This window comes from Bergeyella cardium (genome assembly GCF_003614945.1).
GTDB classification, from domain to species: domain Bacteria; phylum Bacteroidota; class Bacteroidia; order Flavobacteriales; family Weeksellaceae; genus Bergeyella_A; species Bergeyella_A cardium.
On the sequence record NZ_QYCZ01000002.1, the window covers coordinates 1 to 17,543 of the forward strand.

The following is a 17,543-nucleotide window of genomic DNA, read 5'->3' on the forward strand; positions in this document are numbered from 1 at the left end:
ATTAACCCTATTATATAAATAATTGATAATGAATATGAAAAAAATTAGGGGAGAAAGATAATAAAGGAAATGCTGGAAATATTATAAAAATAAAGTTCCATATTTTCGGTTTATTTCATTTACATTAAATTTGCAAGCTATAATATAAGGTATATGACTTCACAAGAAATAAGACAAAAATTTTTAGATTTTTTTAAAAGCAAGGGGCACGAGGTTGTTCCTTCGGCACCGATAGTTTTAAAAGATGACCCTACACTGATGTTCTCCAACTCGGGAATGACGCAGTTTAAGGATTTTTTCCTCGGCTATAAAGAACCCAAAAACCGCAGAGTAGCAGATACTCAAAAGTGTTTAAGGGTTTCTGGAAAGCATAATGACCTTGATGATGTGGGGCGAGACACCTATCACCACACGATGTTTGAGATGTTGGGCAACTGGTCTTTTGGGGATTATTTTAAGAAAGAGGCTATTGCTTGGGCGTGGGAGCTACTTACCGAAGTGTATAAAATTCCAAAAGAAAACCTTTATGTAACCATATTTGAGGGTGATTCTTCTGAGAATTTGGAAAGAGACCAGGATGCCTACAACTATTGGAAAGAGCATATTGCAGAGGACAGAATCCTCAACGGAAATAAAAAAGACAATTTCTGGGAAATGGGCGAGCAGGGACCTTGTGGGCCGTGTTCTGAGATTCATGTAGATCTTAGAAGCCCAGAGGAAAAAGCGAGAATTTCAGGGAAAGAACTGGTAAATAACGACCATCCGCAAGTAGTGGAAATTTGGAACCTGGTGTTTATGGAGTTCAACCGAAAGGCTGATGGCTCCCTCGAAAAGTTACCAAAACAAAATGTAGATACAGGGATGGGCTTCGAGCGCTTGTGTATGGCGCTTCAAGGGAAATCTTCCAACTATGATACGGATGTCTTCACTCCATTAATAGAAAAGGTAGAGGAGCTCTCCGAAATGAAATATACTGGGAAGTTGGACGATGAAAAAGACATCGCTATCAGAGTGATAGTAGATCATATCCGTGCAGTTTCGTTTGCAATAGCCGACGGACAATTACCTTCCAACAACGGTGCGGGCTATGTTATCCGACGAATTTTAAGAAGGGCTATTCGCTACGCATTCACTTTCCTTGGGCAGAAAGAGCCTTTCATTTATAAATTGGTTACCACGCTGGCGCATCAAATGGGAGATGCCTTTCCTGAGCTTATCAAGCAGTACGAACTTATCAAAAATGTAATCAAAGAAGAGGAAATCTCTTTCCTTAGAACATTGGAGCAAGGGCTTTTAATGCTCGATTCTATGATGAATAGCGCTACGGATAAGGTGATCTCTGGCGGTAGAGCATTTGAATTGTACGATACTTACGGCTTTCCGATCGACCTCACAGCGCTTATCCTTACCGAAAAAGGCTTTACGCTGGACGAAGCAGGTTTTGAGGAAAAGCTCCAACAGCAAAAAGAGCGTTCACGCGCTGCAGCACAGATGAAGACCGACGACTGGGTGGTGCTTCGCGAAGATGACGAGGAGGAATTCATCGGATACGATACCTTAGAAGCCATAGTCCGAGTAACCAAATACAGAAAAGTGGAGAGCCAAAAAGATGGCACTCAGTATCATTTGGTATTTAATGTTACGCCATTTTATCCTGAGGGAGGTGGGCAAGTTGGCGATAAAGGTTTTGTGGTTTCCGCGAATGGCAACATCACTTATATCATTGATACCAAAAAGGAAAACAACCTCATCATCCACATCGTGGAGACACTCCCAACGAATATCGATGAACCTCTAAAAGCCGAAGTGCACGGTAGAATCCTCGCTGAGGCAAACCATACTGCTACGCACCTGCTTCATCAAGCCCTAAGGGAGATTTTGGGTAATCATGTGGAGCAAAGAGGTTCGCGAGTAGATATGGAATCTCTCAGGTTTGATTTCTCTCATTTCCAAAAGCTAACGGATGAAGAGCTCTGCGAAATTGAGAAAAAAGTAAATGACCGCATACATCAGAAAATCCCGCTTCAAGAGCATAGAAACATCACGATGCAACAGGCTCTGGATGCAGGAGCAATGGCTCTTTTCGGAGAAAAATATGGCGACAGAGTTCGAATGATCCAGTTTGGGGAGAGTAAAGAGCTTTGCGGAGGTACGCATGTGAAGAACACTTCGGATATTTGGCATTTCAAAATTGTTTCCGAAGGTGCCGTAGCAGCAGGAATTCGCCGTATAGAAGCGATTACGAGGGACAGAGTGAAACTTTATTTCTATGAATTAGAAGACAAAGTAGAGAAGCTCAGCCAAATTCTTAAAACCAAAGATTTGGTGAAATCCGTAGAAAAACTTCAGGACGAAAATACCCAACTAAAAGCAGAGTTGGAGGCATTTAAGAAGGAAAAAGCTAAGGGCGAAACAGCCAATTGGAAAAATGATTTTGCGGACAAAGGAGACAAAAAACTCCTCGCGAAAAGAACCTCTTTAGACGCAGGTACGGTGAAGGACATCGTCTTCCAACTGAAAAAGGAAATCCCTCAATCGGTGATCGTTATCTTATCAGATGCAGGCGAAAAACCAATGATTAGCGTAGGGGTATCCGCAGATTTAGAAGGAAAATATCACGCGGGAAACATCGTGAAAGAGCTTGCCAAAGAGATACAAGGCGGCGGCGGTGGAAACCCTGGCTTCGCTACAGCAGGAGGTAAAAACTTAGATGGATTAGACAAAGCTTTGCAAAAAGCACAGGAGATATAAAAGCACCTCCCTCTCAAATTTGAGAGGGGGCGTTTATTTTGGGTTATTTTATTTTTTCTAGTTGTCCCACTTTTTCCCAATTAGGGTCAATGTCAAGAGATACCGCAAGATAAATATTCTTTCCTTTTACAAAGGCTGTTTCGCCTTCTAATCTTGCATTTAATTCTGCTGGTGAGAGTTTATACATTGCGCCAGTAATAGGGTCAATGATTAAACCAATCAGTCCTCCGAAGAGAATATTACCAATATACCAAGCGTTGAATTTTCTGGTAAGTCTCGTTTTATATGGTGTATACCCATCTAATTTAATCATTACATCATAATCTTGGTCTCTGCTTAGTTTGTGTTCAAGGGGTGTTCTACCTATTTCCATTTCGTTGATATAAACCATTGCGTTGGAAGGCGTTGAATCAAATTTCACGGTTTGTCTTGAACCAGACACGATAGTTGCGCAAGAGCTTAGCAATAGCGAAGCCCCTACCATAAGAGTAAAGGTTACTTTTCTCATAGTACTTAAAAATTTATTGGATTTTAATTTAATCTAATGATAGTTGGAATTGTTTCAACTGGGAGAGATCTCCCTCATATCGATGGAGTTCTATTTTCAGTCTGTAACAACTGCTCCATATGTCGGGCAATCTTTTCTGAGTGATTTTTATGATGTTTGCACCGTTTTTTCTTGCCTCTTTTCGGGCTTGATTCATAAGGCTATTGAAACTACAATTCGTAGTAAAACCAGAATCTTGAAATCGTAAATTTCCCACTAAAATTGTAGAATCGGGAAGCTTGTGATTAGTGTCTAAGAATGCAACTTTATCCTCTGAGGATAGTTCGGATTGTTTGTTGATTAGATTTGAAGTGATTTTTGGGCTACAGCTATTAGCTATACCCCCCCCATTAGGATTAGGGAGGCGAAGAGTAGATTTTTAATATCCATCGCGCTATTTTTTAGTTGCACAAATATTGATAAAATATTGATAAAAAGCAAGTAAATACGCGATAAATAAGATGATAATTATCATCAAAATTTACAATAATAATCAAAGAAAATAAACCAAATCCGAAAAGATTTTATCTCAGCGGAGTGGTGGGAAATGAAATCCTCCGAGAAGAAAGGTCATCAAAAAAATAAGCCCCTCCACAAAACAAAAGACCGCACAAACTGCGGTCTTTTAATTTTTATACGGAGCTATCGGCAGGCGTGCTGCATCAGTCCTCTCCTTTTTTGCGCTTGCGAATGCCCAATCGGAAGAAGATTTTCTCAGCGATGAACCTATCAAAATCCTTCCCCTTTGCCGTGCGGGTATTGAAGAAGAGAATCGGAAAAATAATGCCGAAAGCAAGCGCCATTAGGATGAGCCCCGTTTTCATCCCGCTATTAAAAACCTCGAGGAAGTAATCAAAACTCACCTCATTATTTTTGCTCACCATCACGATTTTTAGCATACCGATGATAAACTCATAACCAAACTTTCCGGGAATCATACTAATAACGGCAGGCACAGTAAAGACGATGGGCGGCGTATGCACCTTGTGAGCGAAATATATCCCGAGAACGCCCACCGTAGAAGCCCCCGCAAGGGTGGAAATCACGATATGGTCTTGGATGACCGAATTCATAAAAAATGATTTCACAGCAAAGCCTATCGCACCGAGAAGCCCCGCAGCCCAGAGTGCTCGGCGAGGGGTATTAAACAAAATCGCAAAACCGAGTGCAACGAACACCGACCAGAAAATCTTGACCTCAAAACTATACAGTATATCCATATCCAAACATAAAAAGTGAAATATAAAACCCTACAGCAATCATAAACACGAGCATAAAACCCATCGCGACCTTTGCCCAACCATTGATAATATGCCCACTGACGATGTCTAAAAAACCATTGATAAGCGGCACACCAGGGATGAGCCAGAGCACACAAGCGGTAAGCGCCGCGTGGAAATCCTGTATCCCTACTACCCTGAACACATTGACCACCGAAGTAGAAACAAACGCCCCTACGAGGAAGCATATATAGACATTGAATTTCTTTTTAATGAAGAGTAGCCTACCAAGAAAGCCCAAAGCCGCCGACAGGAAGCAAACGAGAAACTCAAGCGGTGTGGCATCAAACATTTTGGAAAGGGCTGCCGTAGCGAAAGACACGAAGAGAATCTTGACCCACTCGGGGTAAGACTTTATGTTTTGTATCCTCCGCATCTCGGATTCTATCTCGCTAAAAGATAATTTACCATCGGCAATCTTCCAGCTGAGGATGCTGATTTCAGAAACGATGGAATAATTCACTGCATAATGCGGAATGCTTCGTGTTTTTGTGAAGACATCTCCATCGGAGGTATTGTGCAGGGTGATGACGATGGCGGAATGGGAGAAGAAATGCTCCACACCATAGCCAAAATGGGCTGCGATACGATGAAGATTGCGGGAGGTTCGGGTGGAATTAGCTCCATTTGAGAGGAGTAGCACGGCAATATCCGTAAGCAAAGCTCCTACAAGTTTTATGTTTTGTTTTTCAGGTTGATAAGTCATTCGGCAAATTTAATCGTTATCCACCAAATAAAGAAATAAAAAAAGCCCTGCCAAAAGCAGGACCTCATTATTATGGTATAACCAATCTTATGCGTTAGGTTCTACAGATACGAAAGATCTGTTATTTGCTTTTTTAGTGAAAACCACTTTACCATCTACAAGAGCGAACAAAGTGTGATCTTTACCGATACCTACATTTTTACCAGGGTGGTGCTGAGTACCTCTTTGTCTCACGATGATGTTTCCTGCGATAGCTTCTTGTCCTCCGAAAATCTTAACTCCTAATCTCTTGGAGTGAGACTCTCTACCGTTTTTGGAACTACCAACTCCTTTCTTGTGTGCCATTTTATTTTAAGGTTTTTGGGTTAAATGTTAATAAATCAATTATTACTTCTTAGAATTAAAGTCCTGAGAAACCAGTGATTTTAATTTGAGTTAAGGACTGTCTGTGTCCATTTTTTACTTTATAGCCTTTTCTTCTTTTCTTTTTGAAAACGATTACTTTGTCAGCTTTCAAATGGTCTAAGATTTCAGCTTGTACACTAACACCGCTTACAGCCGGGGCGCCTACTGTGGTTGTACCATTTACTGTAAGAAGCACTTTATCAAAAGAGATTTTATCTCCTGCTTCTCCACTTAAACGGTTTACAAACAACTTTTGGTCTTGCTCAACTTTGTATTGAAGCCCTGCTATTTCTACAATTGCAAACATTGTTTATAAAATTTTAATTAATTATTATTCGTTATTGAGGGTGCAAAAATACATTTTTTTTTTGAATGACAAAGTCCTGCCGCATTTTTTTATTTCACCTGAAACGGGATATTTTCATCTGGTGGTGTATTACCTTCTGAATCTTTTTTAATTTTTGCTTCCAGCTTTGCCTTTATTTTCGGGTCTTTATTGAGGATAATGTCCTGCGCCTTGTCATAAATCTTCGACATTTTATCGGGCTTTGTAAGGTAGTACGAATGGCTCTCTATAACATCTTTGCCCTTTACCTTGTACTTATTTAATATATATTTGGAACTTATTTCCATATCTCCCTGCTGATTGAGGATGGCGAGTTGGTCATTAATTGCGAGCTCTGCCACAAGCTCTGCCATTGTATCTTCATCTATGAGGTTCTCGGGTTTATCTACCACCTCTGAGCAGGATAGCGTAGCAAAAAAAACGAAAGAAAGCAGTATTTTTTTCATTATTTAATAAGAATTCAAAGATTATAACTTACCAAGGAGAGATTTCCACCTGAGATTCAGAATCCCCAGCACCGCTTCACCGATAATACCGCCATTCATTTTACTCTCGCCCAAAATCCTGTTGGTAAAAATAATAGGAACCTCGTTTATTTTTAATCCTTTTTTGAAGACCCTGTACTTCATCTCCACCTGAAAACCATAGCCTTTTAATTTCACCTGATCTAGGTCTATCTTCATCAGGGTTTCTCTTTTAAAGCAAACAAAACCCGCAGTAGTATCATAAATGGGGATTCCTAAAATAAAACGGACATATTTTGAAGCGAAATATGAAAGCAATACCCTACCCATAGGCCAATTGACCACATTCACGCCTTGAGAATACCGCGAACCTACGGACATATCCGCTGTTTGGCAGGCATCGAGGAGTTTGGATAAATCAGCAGGATTGTGGGAGAAATCAGCATCCATCTCAAAGATATAGTCATAACCGCGTTCCAATGCCCATTTAAACCCGTGGATATACGCCTTACCAAGACCATCTTTCTGCTTTCTTAGCTCGAGGTGGAGCTCATCAGCATAGGATTTTTGGAGCTCTTGCACAATCTGTGCAGTGCCATCTGGCGAGGAATCATCCACCACCAAAATATGAAAGCCCTCCTGTAAAGCAAATACCGCTTCCACAATGGCTTTTATATTTTCTTTTTCGTTGTAAGTGGGGATTATGACTATTTTTTTCATCTTATCTGTCTGCAAATATATGTATATGAGGATTAGCTTGTAGCATCTCTATTCTAAAAAAAATAAATATTTTTGCTAAAATTTTGAAGTTGGTAAGATTAGTAGAAAATAATGATTGGGTTACTGCAAGCCTTTTCCTGAGTATATTAGCACTGGTTTTTGTACTTATTTCTCTCAACCGAGGGAGTTCTATAAAAGAATTTATCACTCAAAAGGCAGAGGGCTCTTCCAATGTTTTTCTTAGCTGGGTGATATCTTCCGCTGTATTTTGCCTGCTTTCATCGGTTTTGTTCTCGCAGTATATCCCCATAGTTCCAAAATTTGTAGATGAGCTGAATATATTAGGAATATCGCTTAACAAATTAGGCTATTGCCTTATAGTAGTGCCCTTATTTTATCTGATAAAAGCAATACTCTCGTTTATTTTCTACCAGTGTATCAACCAGAAGAAGAGGTTTATGAATATGCAATTTTCTGCCTCTCGATTATACTTCTCTGGGAGTATTGTTTTAATCCTGCTGGTATTCATTAATTATTACTTTGATTTGGATAGAAAAATGCTCTTCCCCTATTTAATTACAGGGATGTTTGTATTGTATCTCTTCAAATTATTAACCTATAGTCTGAATGAGAGGGGGGCTCTGCCCAAAGAATGGTTTTATAAAATATTGTATATTTGCACGCTCCAAATCGCACCGATGTTTGTACTATGGAGATTAGTCTTTTTTAATTAAGTTAAAGAATGAAAATACGCTCAATTTTGGTTTCACAACCAACGCCAAACGAACCTTCTCCGTATTGGGAAATTGCAAAGAAAGAAAAGGTAACGATAGACTTCCAACCGTTTATCCACATAGAGGGAGCTGATTCTAAGGATTTGAGAACACAGAAAATCGACCTTTCCCAATACACAGGAGTAATACTCACAAGTAAAAGTGCCGTAGATCATTATTTCAGATTAGCAGAGGAAATGCGCTTTCAAGTACCCGACAGTATGAGGTACATTTGCCAAGCTGAGAATATTGCCAACTACCTGCAAAAACACATCGTTTACAGGAAAAGGAAAATCAGCTTCGGGCAGAAGACCTTTAAGGATATGATGCCACTTTTCAAGAAATATCCAGATGATAAGTACCTCTTGCCATCCTCCGATGTGCTAAGCCCAGAAATACCCAAAATATTAGAAACCGCAAAAATAGAATGGAAACGGGCGATTATGTTTCGTACCGTAAGCTCTGATGTAGCTCATATCCCCATCAAGGATTATGATATGCTGGTATTTTTCAGCCCGCAAAACATTAAATCTCTATTAGAAAATTTCAAAGATTTTGAGCAAGGAGATACACAAATTGCCGTATTTGGGGCAAACACCCAAAAAGCAGCAGAAGAAGCAGGGCTAAGAGTAGATCTAATGGCACCTACAAAAGAAACTCCATCTATGACGATGGCGATAGAGCAGTACATCAAAAAAATAAATAAATAACAAACAGACTTAAATAAAACCAAACGAATAATGGGACGAGCATTTGAATACAGAAAAGCATCTAAACTCGCAAGATGGGATAAAATGGCAAAAACCTTCTCCAAAATCGGGAAAGATATCGCCATAGCAGTAAAAGCAGGAGGAGCAGACCCAGAATCTAACCCTGCCCTCAGAAGATGTATACAAAATGCAAAAGGAGCAAATATGCCGAAGGACAATGTAGAAAGAGCCATAAAAAAAGCCTCTGGTGCAGATGCCGAGCATTACGATGAGATTACCTACGAAGGATACGGGCAAGGAGGCGTAGCTTTCTTTATAGAATGCACCACAAACAACCCTACCAGAACCGTAGCCAATGTAAGAGCGATATTCAATAAATTTGATGGTAACCTCGGGAAAAACGGTGAGCTCTCCTTCATCTTCGATAGAAAAGGAATCTTTACGATAGACAAATCCCTCATCACCATAGACTGGGAGGATTTTGAGATAGAAATGATAGACGGAGGTGCAGAGGAAATCGACAGCGATGATGAAGAAGTAATGATTACCACTGCATTTGAAGACTTCGGGGCAATGTCTCACAAACTCGATGAAATGGGAATAGAAGCAAAAAGCGCCGAGCTGCAAAGAATCCCAAACAATACAAAAGAAGTGAGCGAAGAGCAGTTTAACATCAATATGAAAATGCTCGAAAGATTTGAGGAAGACGATGATGTGCAGAATGTCTATCACAATATGGAAATCCCTGCTGATTTCATCTAAATGAAAGACAGCTCCGTAAAACAAAAACATCTTTAAAACTATTTAAAGATGTTTTTTTTGCCCCCTTTGAAGAAAAAAAGCGAGAAAAAAAATTCATCCTATCTAATAATCTCCTCACTTCTTTACAAAATCAATAACAAAACAGTCTGAAATATCATAAAAATTTATGTTTTTAATCTTGCCCATATTGCGTGTGCAATTCGCTTGCAAGCGAACATCTTGATTCACCTCGCTAACATCTTCGCTTGCGAGCGAACATCTTGATTCGCCTCGCTCACATCTTCGCTTGTGAGCAAATATCTTGATTTGGTTTGTAACGAATTTTTAGATTTCTATACCTTATATATAAGGTATTAAATAAGTGCACCACCTGCAAAATGCCGTCAGCTGGAAGCTGTACATCACCCGCAAGGTGCCACGCTGTGGGTAGCTAAAGCAATGAAATATCAATTTTTCTGTGCGAGGCATCTGCTACGGCTTTTCCGTCTTTCAAAATGATAATCTGCGGACTCTGATGCACCACACCAAAACGCTCGGCAATCTCATTAGAAATATCCCTATACCGTAGCAGACTAAGAAAATAATACGCTGCATCTGCATTGCTCTCTTCTATCTGCTCTTCAAATTTAGAAAGCACACCTTTACTTATGGAGCAGCGAGTGGAATGTTTAAAAATCACCACCGTTCTCTCGTGAGATTCTTCCACTGCCTTATCTAAATCTTCGATTGAGGAAATCACCTTCCAAAGCTCTGTTTTTATCATAATTTCTGCTTTTAATGCCCGCAAATGTATCCATTTTAATAGAGAGGAGCAATGCCCAGCTCTACAAAAAACTAAAGAAAGAAAACCCCTTGTTTTGGTAAATTTAATTACCTTTGCGGCTCAAAATTTTAAATCTAAAACAGAGTAAAATGGCACAGATTCTTGATGGTTTAGCCCTTTCTAAACAAATCAAATCCGAGATTAAAGAAGAGGTAGAAAAAATTTTAGCGAGGAAAAGAAGAGCCCCACACCTTGTAGCTATCTTGGTTGGAAACAACGGAGCGAGCAAGGCTTATGTAAATTCCAAAGTAAAAGATTGCGAAGAGGTAGGCTTCACCTCATCTCTCATCAAGTTTCCTAATACGGTTTCCGAAGCAGAACTATTAGAGAAAATAGATGAACTCAATAAGTCCAAAGCAGTAGATGGCTTCATCGTGCAACTCCCCCTTCCAGAGCAAATCGATCAAGAGAAAATCATCAACGCTATTGACCCAAGGAAAGATGTAGATGGCTTTCACCCTGAGAATTTCGGTAAAATGGCTTTGGAGATGGATACTTTCCTCCCCGCTACGCCTTTCGGAATCCTCACCCTCCTCGAGAGATATAATATTGATACAAAAGGAAAGCACTGCGTAATCATCGGTAGAAGCCGAATCGTAGGAAAACCAATGAGTATCTTAATGGGCAGGAAAGACTTTCCGGGCAACTCCACTGTAACCCTCGTGCATTCTTACACTCAGAATATAGAGGAGTATACCAAGCACGCAGATATCGTTATCACTGCACTTGGGACGCCAGATTTCCTTAAAGGCAATATGATAAAAGACGGTGCCATCATTATAGATGTAGGGATTACAAGAGTGGATGACAGCAGCCTACCCAAAGGCTACCGACTGGCAGGCGATGTAGATTTTGAAAGCTGTAAAGACAAAGCCAGCTGGATAACGCCCGTACCTGGCGGCGTAGGACCGATGACCCGAGCAATGCTGATGAAAAACACCATTCTCGCCTACAAAACTTCGGTTTATAACGACTAACGAGAAGAGATACGATAGCAAAAAAGCTATCCCAAAGAAACGATTTTAATGACAAAAGACAAGCAAAGCGAATTATTGAAACAAGGTAAAATGCTCCCCATAATGGAGCATTTTTACACGATACAGGGAGAGGGCTTCCACGCAGGAAGAGCAGCATATTTCATCCGACTGGCAGGTTGCGATGTAGGATGCCACTGGTGCGATGTAAAAGAAAGTTGGGACGCCGAGCTACACCCCATTTTAGATGTAACCAGCCTCGCAAAAACCGCTTCCGAGCACTGCAAAACCATTATCATCACAGGTGGTGAGCCCCTAATGTGGAACCTCAGCCCACTTACCACAGCCTTAAAAAACAGCGGCTGCACCATACACATAGAGACCTCTGGAGCACATCCTCTTAGTGGCCACTTAGACTGGATTACCCTCTCCCCCAAAAAGACCAAAATGCCCCTCCCAGAAGTCTATTCCAAAGCCGATGAATTGAAAATGATTATTTTCAACAACCACGATTTTAAATTCGCCTTAGAGCAATCCGAAAAAGTTTCCGAAAACTGCCTCCTCTACCTGCAAAGCGAGTGGAGCAAAAGAAATGAAATCTATCCTAAAATCACCGACTTTATCCTCTCCCACCCTCAATGGCGCTCGTCCATTCAAACTCATAAATACCTTAATATCCCCTAACCTAAAGGGTCTTTGACCCTTTTTTATTTTACCTAATGATTTTGGTCTTACCAAAATAAAGATTATACCCTAAATCCAAAGAAAACTAGGTTTTATTATCAATCCTTTTTTATCTCAAAGCATCACCCATTTTATAGTCAGAAAGGTACTGAAAGTAATACTTTCCGATTTATTTATGTATTTTTGGGCAAAAATTGTGATTTATGGCTTCAGAAACTAAAAAAACTACCGAAAAACCTGAAAAGGTAGATGATAAAAAGAAAGCACTGGCTCTAGTGCTCGAAAAATTAGACAAAACTTACGGCAAAGGTACCGTAATGAAATTGGGCGATAGCTCTATTGATTCCTCCATAGAAGTGATACCTTCGGGTTCGCTGGGGTTAGACATTGCCCTTGGCATCGGAGGCTATCCTAAGGGGAGGATTATTGAAATCTTTGGTCCAGAATCTTCTGGTAAGACTACTCTTACACTCCACGCGATTGCCGAAGCCCAGAAACAAGGAGGCACGGCTGCTTTTATAGATGCCGAGCACGCATTTGACAGGAGCTATGCTGGTAAGCTCGGTATTGACTTGGATGAGCTCATCATCTCCCAGCCAGACAATGGCGAGCAGGCACTGGAAATAGCCGATAACCTCATCCGCTCCGGAGCTATTGACCTTGTGGTAATAGACTCAGTGGCTGCCCTTACCCCAAAATCCGAAATTGAAGGAGAAATGGGAGATTCCAAAGTAGGACTCCACGCAAGGCTGATGTCTCAGGCATTGAGAAAGTTGACATCTACCATTTCCAAGACGAAATGTACCGTAATTTTCATCAACCAGCTAAGGGAAAAAATCGGGGTAATGTTTGGAAATCCTGAAACAACAACAGGTGGTAATGCACTTAAATTCTATGCTTCGGTAAGGATTGATATTAGAAAAGCTGCAGCTCCTATCAAACAAGGTGAAGAAGCTATCGGAAGCCGAGTGAAAGTAAAAATCGTGAAAAATAAAGTTGCCCCTCCATTTAAACAAGCAGAATTTGATATTATGTATGGAGAAGGAGTTTCCAAAGCAGGAGAAATCCTTGACCATGCTGTAGAGCTCGATATCGTGAAGAAAAGTGGTGCGTGGTTTAGCTATGGAGAGACTAAACTCGGGCAAGGTAGAGATACAGTAAAAGACCTTATTAAAGATAACCCCGAGCTCTCTGAAGAATTGGAAGCTCAGATTAAAGAAGCGTTAGCAAATAAATAATTTCCTTTAATAATACAGAAAAACTCCCTGCGGTCTCGCAGGGAGTTTTTTGTTTCTCATCTCTCCATAGAGATAGGGAAATGTTTATACATTAAAAAAGTGGTACAGCTGTATGCTGCACCACTTTAAATTTATCAGTTAAATCTTATTTCTTCTTTTTAGAAGTTTTTTTAACTGCTTTTTTCTTCACTGGAGTAGATGGTAAATCTGATTTTTTATAAGTTTCCCACTCTGCACCAGAGATTGCTCTTACGATTACTTTTCTATCTGCTTGTCTTTCCTCATCAGATGCTGTAGCTGGTACAGTAGCTTCTTGAGAACCAAGACCGATAGATTTAAGGTTTTCTGGATTTACACCTCTCGCTTCAAGAGCTTTTACAACAGCTGCTGCTCTTTGTCTTGAAAGTTTCAAGTTGTAAGCTGGATTACCTTTCGCATCAGTAGTACCGATTACGATAAAGTTTTCAGCTGGAGCATTCTTGATGATACGAGCTGCTTCATCCAGTTTATAAGCAGATCCTGCTTGGATGGTTGCTTTGTTGAAATCAAATAAGATATCTTTCAATGTCTCAGTAACTGCAACTGCTGTTGGTTTAGGACAACCGTTGTATTCTGGAACACCTGGTACTTCAGGACAAGCATCATCTTTATCTAAGATACCATCACCATCAGTGTCTGGCCAAGGGCATCCGTTGTTTTCAACTGGTCCTGCTACATCTGGACAAGCATCATCTTTATCAAGAACACCGTCACCATCAGTATCTGGCCAAGGGCATCCGTTGTTTTCAACTGGTCCTGCTACATCTGGGCAGTTATCATCTTTATCTGGAACGCCATCACCATCAGTATCTGGGCAACCTTGGAATTCTGGGAGACCTGGTTCATCTGGACAAAGGTCATCTTTATCCTTGATACCGTCTTTATCTCTATCGGTATTTCCAAATCTGAATAATAATGAAGCAGAAGCCTGCCAGAAGTGTGGCACATCAGACTTATCCATTACTGTAGATACATAATCCCCTTGAATACCAAGACCAAAGTTTTTAGTAATCCAGAAGTTAGAACCTAAACCTCCATTAACAGCAAAGAAATCTTTTCTTCTTTGAGTTGCAGGAGCAGATTGGAAACCTGCATAAGTTACATCATTAACAACATCTCTTGCTGGGAATGTCATATTTGTGTAATCATGTCTTAGGTAGTTAGCTCCAACTCTTAAATAAGGATCAAACCAAGAATCTTCATTACCGAAAAGAAGACCAGCAACTTTCACTTGAAGACCAAGACCTGTCATCAAGAAAAATTCCTTGTCAGTTTCAAATCTCTTGTTATCAATATTACCAACAGAAGTCTGCCAGTCAAGTACAAAACCTTTACCTAAATTTCTAGCAACAGTTAATTTAGATAATGGTGGAGTAATTGTGTAATTATTGATATTAAACAAGTGTTTTCCTGTAAGGTTATCAAATAATTTCCCTACACCGCCTTTAGCTGCAGCATGATTCACCCCATGTGCTCCTACTCCTATCAACCACGGATTCGAAGTAGTCTGAGCGAATACAGAAGAAGCAACTGTAAGTGCCAATGCTGCAATTCCTAATTTTAGATTTTTCATAGATAAATGATTAAATAATTGATTGTGCAAAATAAATATAAAATTTCCTTATGTACAAGGTTTTTATGTGTTTTTTTTAACCTTTCTTTAAGATCCTGTCTAAATTTCTCTTATTTTCTCTATCTTTTATAGATTCCCTTTTGTCATATAATTTTTTCCCTCTCGCCAAAGCAATGACGAGCTTAGCCTTTCCTCTATTATTTATATATAGCTTAAGAGGTACGATGGTTATTCCTGTATCTTTTAATTTTCGTTCCCATTTATAAAGCTCACGGCGGTGTAATAGCAACTTCCGCTCTCTTTTTATCTTATGATTATAGAAAGTCCCGAGTTTATATTCATCTATAAGCATATTAATAATGTATAACTCCCTATCTATAATCTGGCAGAAAGCCTCTGCAATGGAAGCCTTTGATGATCTTAATGATTTTATTTCTGTTCCTGTGAGGACTATTCCTACTTCCAAGTCTTCGAGGATTTCATATTCGAATCTAGCTCGTTTATTGAGTATTGTTACGCTTTTTTCTATCTTCATTTCAATGTTTTTGGTTATCTATATTCCATAGACTCAGCTTTGTATATCAGCTCAAAATATTTATTTTCTTTTTGTACTTTTGCCGCAAATTTACAAAACCTTATGCTAACAGTATCAAACTTATCTTTACAATTCGGAAAAAGAGTCCTTTTTGATGAAGTAAATATAAAATTTACCAAAGGCAATTGCTACGGGATTATCGGGGCAAATGGTGCAGGTAAATCTACTTTCCTAAAAATACTAAGTGGGAAGCAAGAGCCTACAACGGGAAATGTTTCATTAGAAACAGGCAAGAGGATGTCTGTCTTGGAGCAAGACCACTTTGCTTATGATCAGTTTACGATATTAGAAACCGTACTGAGAGGGAATAAAAAGATGTTTGAAATTAAAGAGGAAATGGACGCCCTGTATGCAAAACCTGATTTCTCCGATGAAGACGGGATAAAAGCTGGCGAGCTCGGTGTGATATACGATGAAATGGGCGGTTGGAATGCCGAAACCGATGCTCAAACGATGCTATCCAATGTAGGTATAAAAGAAGATATGCACTATCAGATGATGAGCGAACTGGAGAACAAAGACAAAGTCCGCGTACTCCTTGCTCAAGCGCTTTTCGGTAATCCAGATGTGCTGATTTTAGACGAACCTACCAACGACTTAGATATTGATACCATTGCGTGGTTGGAAGATTTCCTTGCGGATTATGAAAATACGGTGATTGTAGTGTCTCACGACCGTCACTTCTTAGATGCTGTTTGTACCCATATCGGAGATTTAGATTACTCCAAGCTCAACCTTTATACAGGGAACTATTCTTATTGGTATCAGGCATCTCAGCTCGCTACGAAACAGAGAGCTCAGGCAAACAAAAAAGCCGAAGAAAAGAAAAAAGAGCTTCAAGAGTTTATCGCAAGGTTTAGCTCAAATGTAGCAAAAGCAAAGCAAGCTACAGCAAGAAAGAAAATGCTCGATAAGCTCAATATCGAGGAGATTAAACCTACTTCCAGACGCTACCCTGCCATTATCTTTGATATGGAAAGAGAAGCGGGCGATCAAATCCTTGAAATAAAAGGATTGGAAAAAACAAAAGATGGAGAACTGCTCTTCTCTGCTGTAGATCTCAACCTTAAAAAAGGAGATAAAGTAGCCGTTATTTCTAAAAATTCACTGGCGATTACGGAGTTTTTTCAAGTGATTTCAGGGACGCTTCCTGCCGATAAAGGCGAGTACAAATGGGGAGTTACTACCACTCAGTCCTATATGCCACTCGATAATACCGATTATTTCAAAGACCAAAGCCTTAACCTCGTAGATTGGCTAAGACAATACACCAAAAATGATGAGGAAAGGCACGAAGAATTCATCCGTGGCTTCCTCGGAAGGATGCTATTCTCGGGAGATGAGGCATTAAAATCCTCCACCGTACTCTCGGGAGGAGAAAAAATGAGGTGTATGTTTAGCCGAATGATGCTCCAAAGAGCCAATGTACTTCTCCTCGATGAGCCTACTAACCACCTTGACTTGGAAAGTATCACGGCGCTAAACAACTCACTGACGAATTTCAAAGGGAATATCCTCATCGCTTCACACGACCACGAATTGCTTCAAACCGTGTGTAACCGAGTAATAGAAATCACACCAAAAGGACTTATCGACAGGGAGATGACCTACGATGAGTACCTCGAAGACAAAAAAGTAAAAGAACTAAGAGAACAAATGTATAATGTATAAGTAACAATCTATGAAAAAAACATTCTTAAGCACAGCGCTCATCGCTGCACTTGTGGCTGTTTCTTGCGGAGGTACGCAAGACCCACAACTTCAAAAATTAGAAACACAGAAAGAGATTTTAGCACTCAACACGAAGCTCAACAGCCTTCAGATTGAATTAGAAAAAGAGAAAAACAGCTCACAAGAGCTAAATGCAGAAGCATCTTCTCTCAACTATCAGGCAAATGCACAGACTACCAGCTTCTCTTCCTCCGATGCGGCTACTACCGCAAAAGATGCCAAGCAAACAGCTCAGCTTCTCGAAAAAACCGAGACTGCCAATAAAAAACTGGCAAAAAGCCAAGCTAAAATTGCTGATCTGCAAAAACAAATTGATAAAGTACAGCGCAAGCTGGACAAACTCAACCAAGAAATTAATTTTGTAGACAAACCCACAACTGATAACTAACAAAAAAGAGCGCAATTAAGCGCTCTTTTTTGTT

Annotated in this window: 19 protein-coding genes; 9 read left to right on the forward strand and 10 right to left on the reverse strand. The window is 39.9% G+C overall.

Annotated elements, in window-relative coordinates; translation table 11 throughout:
- Positions 1 to 153 precede the first annotated feature (153 nt).
- Positions 154 to 2,751 (forward strand): alanine--tRNA ligase, encoded by a 2,598-nt coding sequence (gene alaS / locus D8991_RS08260; RefSeq protein WP_120489748.1) that lies wholly within the window; start codon positions 154 to 156, stop codon positions 2,749 to 2,751.
- A 43-nt stretch (positions 2,752 to 2,794) separates the two neighbouring features.
- Here the strand turns inward: alaS and D8991_RS08265 are convergent, their stop codons facing one another.
- The 7 genes from D8991_RS08265 to D8991_RS08300 form a co-directional block, all read right to left on the reverse strand.
- On the reverse strand, positions 2,795 to 3,259 hold the full coding sequence (locus tag D8991_RS08265; protein WP_120489749.1) for a PEGA domain-containing protein: 465 nt from the start codon (positions 3,257 to 3,259) through the stop codon (positions 2,795 to 2,797).
- 701 nt (positions 3,260 to 3,960) lie between these two features.
- On the reverse strand, positions 3,961 to 4,518 hold the full coding sequence (locus tag D8991_RS08275) for a threonine/serine exporter family protein (RefSeq protein ID WP_120489750.1): 558 nt from the start codon (positions 4,516 to 4,518) through the stop codon (positions 3,961 to 3,963).
- Positions 4,502 to 5,284 (reverse strand): threonine/serine exporter family protein, encoded by a 783-nt coding sequence (locus tag D8991_RS08280; protein ID WP_120489751.1) that lies wholly within the window; start codon positions 5,282 to 5,284, stop codon positions 4,502 to 4,504. The genes D8991_RS08275 and D8991_RS08280 overlap by 17 nt, the downstream gene beginning before the upstream one ends.
- An 87-nt stretch (positions 5,285 to 5,371) precedes the next feature.
- Positions 5,372 to 5,629, reverse strand: a complete 258-nt coding sequence (rpmA, locus tag D8991_RS08285; RefSeq protein WP_120489752.1) for a 50S ribosomal protein L27 — start codon at positions 5,627 to 5,629, stop codon at positions 5,372 to 5,374.
- 55 nt (positions 5,630 to 5,684) lie between these two features.
- A complete protein-coding gene (rplU, locus tag D8991_RS08290) occupies positions 5,685 to 5,996 on the reverse strand; it encodes a 50S ribosomal protein L21 (protein ID WP_120489753.1) in 312 nt (103 codons plus the stop codon).
- An 89-nt stretch (positions 5,997 to 6,085) separates the two neighbouring features.
- Positions 6,086 to 6,481 carry a DUF4296 domain-containing protein gene (locus D8991_RS08295; protein WP_120489754.1) on the reverse strand — a complete coding sequence of 132 codons (396 nt, stop codon included), beginning with the start codon at positions 6,479 to 6,481 and terminating at the stop codon, positions 6,086 to 6,088.
- Positions 6,482 to 6,502: 21 nt separating this feature from the next.
- A complete protein-coding gene (locus D8991_RS08300; protein ID WP_120489755.1) occupies positions 6,503 to 7,219 on the reverse strand; it encodes a polyprenol monophosphomannose synthase in 717 nt (238 codons plus the stop codon).
- An 89-nt stretch (positions 7,220 to 7,308) separates the two neighbouring features.
- Here D8991_RS08300 and D8991_RS08305 point away from each other — a divergent pair, with 89 nt between their 5' ends.
- Genes D8991_RS08305 through D8991_RS08315 form a run of 3 tightly spaced genes read left to right on the forward strand, consistent with a single transcriptional unit; the run spans position 7,309 to position 9,464 of the window.
- Positions 7,309 to 7,953: a DUF4271 domain-containing protein gene (locus D8991_RS08305; RefSeq protein WP_160224162.1), complete on the forward strand. Its 645-nt coding sequence runs from the start codon at positions 7,309 to 7,311 to the stop codon at positions 7,951 to 7,953.
- Positions 7,954 to 7,961: 8 nt separating this feature from the next.
- The gene (locus tag D8991_RS08310; RefSeq protein ID WP_120489757.1) at positions 7,962 to 8,702 is read left to right on the forward strand and encodes a uroporphyrinogen-III synthase; all 741 of its coding nucleotides are present in this window, start codon (positions 7,962 to 7,964) and stop codon (positions 8,700 to 8,702) included.
- Between the two features lie 30 nt (positions 8,703 to 8,732).
- Positions 8,733 to 9,464: a YebC/PmpR family DNA-binding transcriptional regulator gene (locus D8991_RS08315; RefSeq protein ID WP_120489758.1), complete on the forward strand. Its 732-nt coding sequence runs from the start codon at positions 8,733 to 8,735 to the stop codon at positions 9,462 to 9,464.
- A 430-nt stretch (positions 9,465 to 9,894) separates the two neighbouring features.
- On the opposite strand, the gene ytxJ is transcribed toward D8991_RS08315, so the two are convergent.
- Positions 9,895 to 10,227: a bacillithiol system redox-active protein YtxJ gene (gene ytxJ / locus D8991_RS08320; RefSeq protein WP_120489759.1), complete on the reverse strand. Its 333-nt coding sequence runs from the start codon at positions 10,225 to 10,227 to the stop codon at positions 9,895 to 9,897.
- A gap of 149 nt (positions 10,228 to 10,376) precedes the next feature.
- On the opposite strand from ytxJ, the gene D8991_RS08325 reads away from it, so the two are divergent.
- The 3 genes from D8991_RS08325 (at position 10,377) to recA (ending at position 13,183) form a co-directional block, all read left to right on the forward strand.
- Positions 10,377 to 11,264, forward strand: coding sequence for a bifunctional 5,10-methylenetetrahydrofolate dehydrogenase/5,10-methenyltetrahydrofolate cyclohydrolase (locus D8991_RS08325; RefSeq protein WP_120489760.1), 888 nt, complete (start codon positions 10,377 to 10,379; stop codon positions 11,262 to 11,264).
- A gap of 48 nt (positions 11,265 to 11,312) precedes the next feature.
- On the forward strand, positions 11,313 to 11,945 hold the full coding sequence (locus D8991_RS08330) for a 7-carboxy-7-deazaguanine synthase QueE (RefSeq protein ID WP_120489761.1): 633 nt from the start codon (positions 11,313 to 11,315) through the stop codon (positions 11,943 to 11,945).
- Between the two features lie 203 nt (positions 11,946 to 12,148).
- Entirely contained in the window at positions 12,149 to 13,183 is a 1,035-nt protein-coding gene (gene recA, locus D8991_RS08335; protein WP_120489762.1) for a recombinase RecA, read from the forward strand.
- 145 nt (positions 13,184 to 13,328) lie between these two features.
- Here the strand turns inward: recA and D8991_RS08340 are convergent, their stop codons facing one another.
- Entirely contained in the window at positions 13,329 to 14,795 is a 1,467-nt protein-coding gene (locus tag D8991_RS08340) for an OmpA family protein (protein ID WP_120489763.1), read from the reverse strand.
- Between the two features lie 76 nt (positions 14,796 to 14,871).
- On the reverse strand, positions 14,872 to 15,330 hold the full coding sequence (smpB, locus tag D8991_RS08345; protein ID WP_120489764.1) for an SsrA-binding protein SmpB: 459 nt from the start codon (positions 15,328 to 15,330) through the stop codon (positions 14,872 to 14,874).
- Positions 15,331 to 15,432: 102 nt separating this feature from the next.
- Here smpB and D8991_RS08350 point away from each other — a divergent pair, with 102 nt between their 5' ends.
- Together D8991_RS08350 and D8991_RS08355 are read left to right on the forward strand one after the other, a co-directional pair.
- Positions 15,433 to 17,061 carry an ABC-F family ATP-binding cassette domain-containing protein gene (locus D8991_RS08350; protein ID WP_120489765.1) on the forward strand — a complete coding sequence of 543 codons (1,629 nt, stop codon included), beginning with the start codon at positions 15,433 to 15,435 and terminating at the stop codon, positions 17,059 to 17,061.
- A gap of 10 nt (positions 17,062 to 17,071) precedes the next feature.
- Positions 17,072 to 17,509, forward strand: coding sequence for a hypothetical protein (locus D8991_RS08355; protein WP_120489766.1), 438 nt, complete (start codon positions 17,072 to 17,074; stop codon positions 17,507 to 17,509).
- Positions 17,510 to 17,543: the final 34 nt, after the last annotated feature.

Excerpts from the sequence above, each read along its gene's own strand:
- alaS (WP_120489748.1), top strand. The coding sequence starts at position 154 with ATGACTTCACAAGAAATAAGACAAAAATTTTTAGATTTTTTTAAAAGC.
- D8991_RS08300 (WP_120489755.1), bottom strand. The coding sequence starts at position 7,219 with ATGAAAAAAATAGTCATAATCCCCACTTACAACGAAAAAGAAAATATA.
- D8991_RS08355 (WP_120489766.1), top strand. The coding sequence starts at position 17,072 with ATGAAAAAAACATTCTTAAGCACAGCGCTCATCGCTGCACTTGTGGCT.
- rplU (WP_120489753.1), bottom strand. The coding sequence starts at position 5,996 with ATGTTTGCAATTGTAGAAATAGCAGGGCTTCAATACAAAGTTGAGCAA.
- D8991_RS08325 (WP_120489760.1), top strand. The coding sequence starts at position 10,377 with ATGGCACAGATTCTTGATGGTTTAGCCCTTTCTAAACAAATCAAATCC.
- D8991_RS08310 (WP_120489757.1), top strand. The coding sequence starts at position 7,962 with ATGAAAATACGCTCAATTTTGGTTTCACAACCAACGCCAAACGAACCT.
- D8991_RS08280 (WP_120489751.1), bottom strand. The coding sequence starts at position 5,284 with ATGACTTATCAACCTGAAAAACAAAACATAAAACTTGTAGGAGCTTTG.
- ytxJ (WP_120489759.1), bottom strand. The coding sequence starts at position 10,227 with ATGATAAAAACAGAGCTTTGGAAGGTGATTTCCTCAATCGAAGATTTA.
- recA (WP_120489762.1), top strand. The coding sequence starts at position 12,149 with ATGGCTTCAGAAACTAAAAAAACTACCGAAAAACCTGAAAAGGTAGAT.
- D8991_RS08315 (WP_120489758.1), top strand. The coding sequence starts at position 8,733 with ATGGGACGAGCATTTGAATACAGAAAAGCATCTAAACTCGCAAGATGG.
- D8991_RS08340 (WP_120489763.1), bottom strand. The coding sequence starts at position 14,795 with ATGAAAAATCTAAAATTAGGAATTGCAGCATTGGCACTTACAGTTGCT.
- D8991_RS08275 (WP_120489750.1), bottom strand. The coding sequence starts at position 4,518 with ATGGATATACTGTATAGTTTTGAGGTCAAGATTTTCTGGTCGGTGTTC.
- rpmA (WP_120489752.1), bottom strand. The coding sequence starts at position 5,629 with ATGGCACACAAGAAAGGAGTTGGTAGTTCCAAAAACGGTAGAGAGTCT.
- smpB (WP_120489764.1), bottom strand. The coding sequence starts at position 15,330 with ATGAAGATAGAAAAAAGCGTAACAATACTCAATAAACGAGCTAGATTC.
- D8991_RS08350 (WP_120489765.1), top strand. The coding sequence starts at position 15,433 with ATGCTAACAGTATCAAACTTATCTTTACAATTCGGAAAAAGAGTCCTT.
- D8991_RS08330 (WP_120489761.1), top strand. The coding sequence starts at position 11,313 with ATGACAAAAGACAAGCAAAGCGAATTATTGAAACAAGGTAAAATGCTC.
- D8991_RS08265 (WP_120489749.1), bottom strand. The coding sequence starts at position 3,259 with ATGAGAAAAGTAACCTTTACTCTTATGGTAGGGGCTTCGCTATTGCTA.
- D8991_RS08295 (WP_120489754.1), bottom strand. The coding sequence starts at position 6,481 with ATGAAAAAAATACTGCTTTCTTTCGTTTTTTTTGCTACGCTATCCTGC.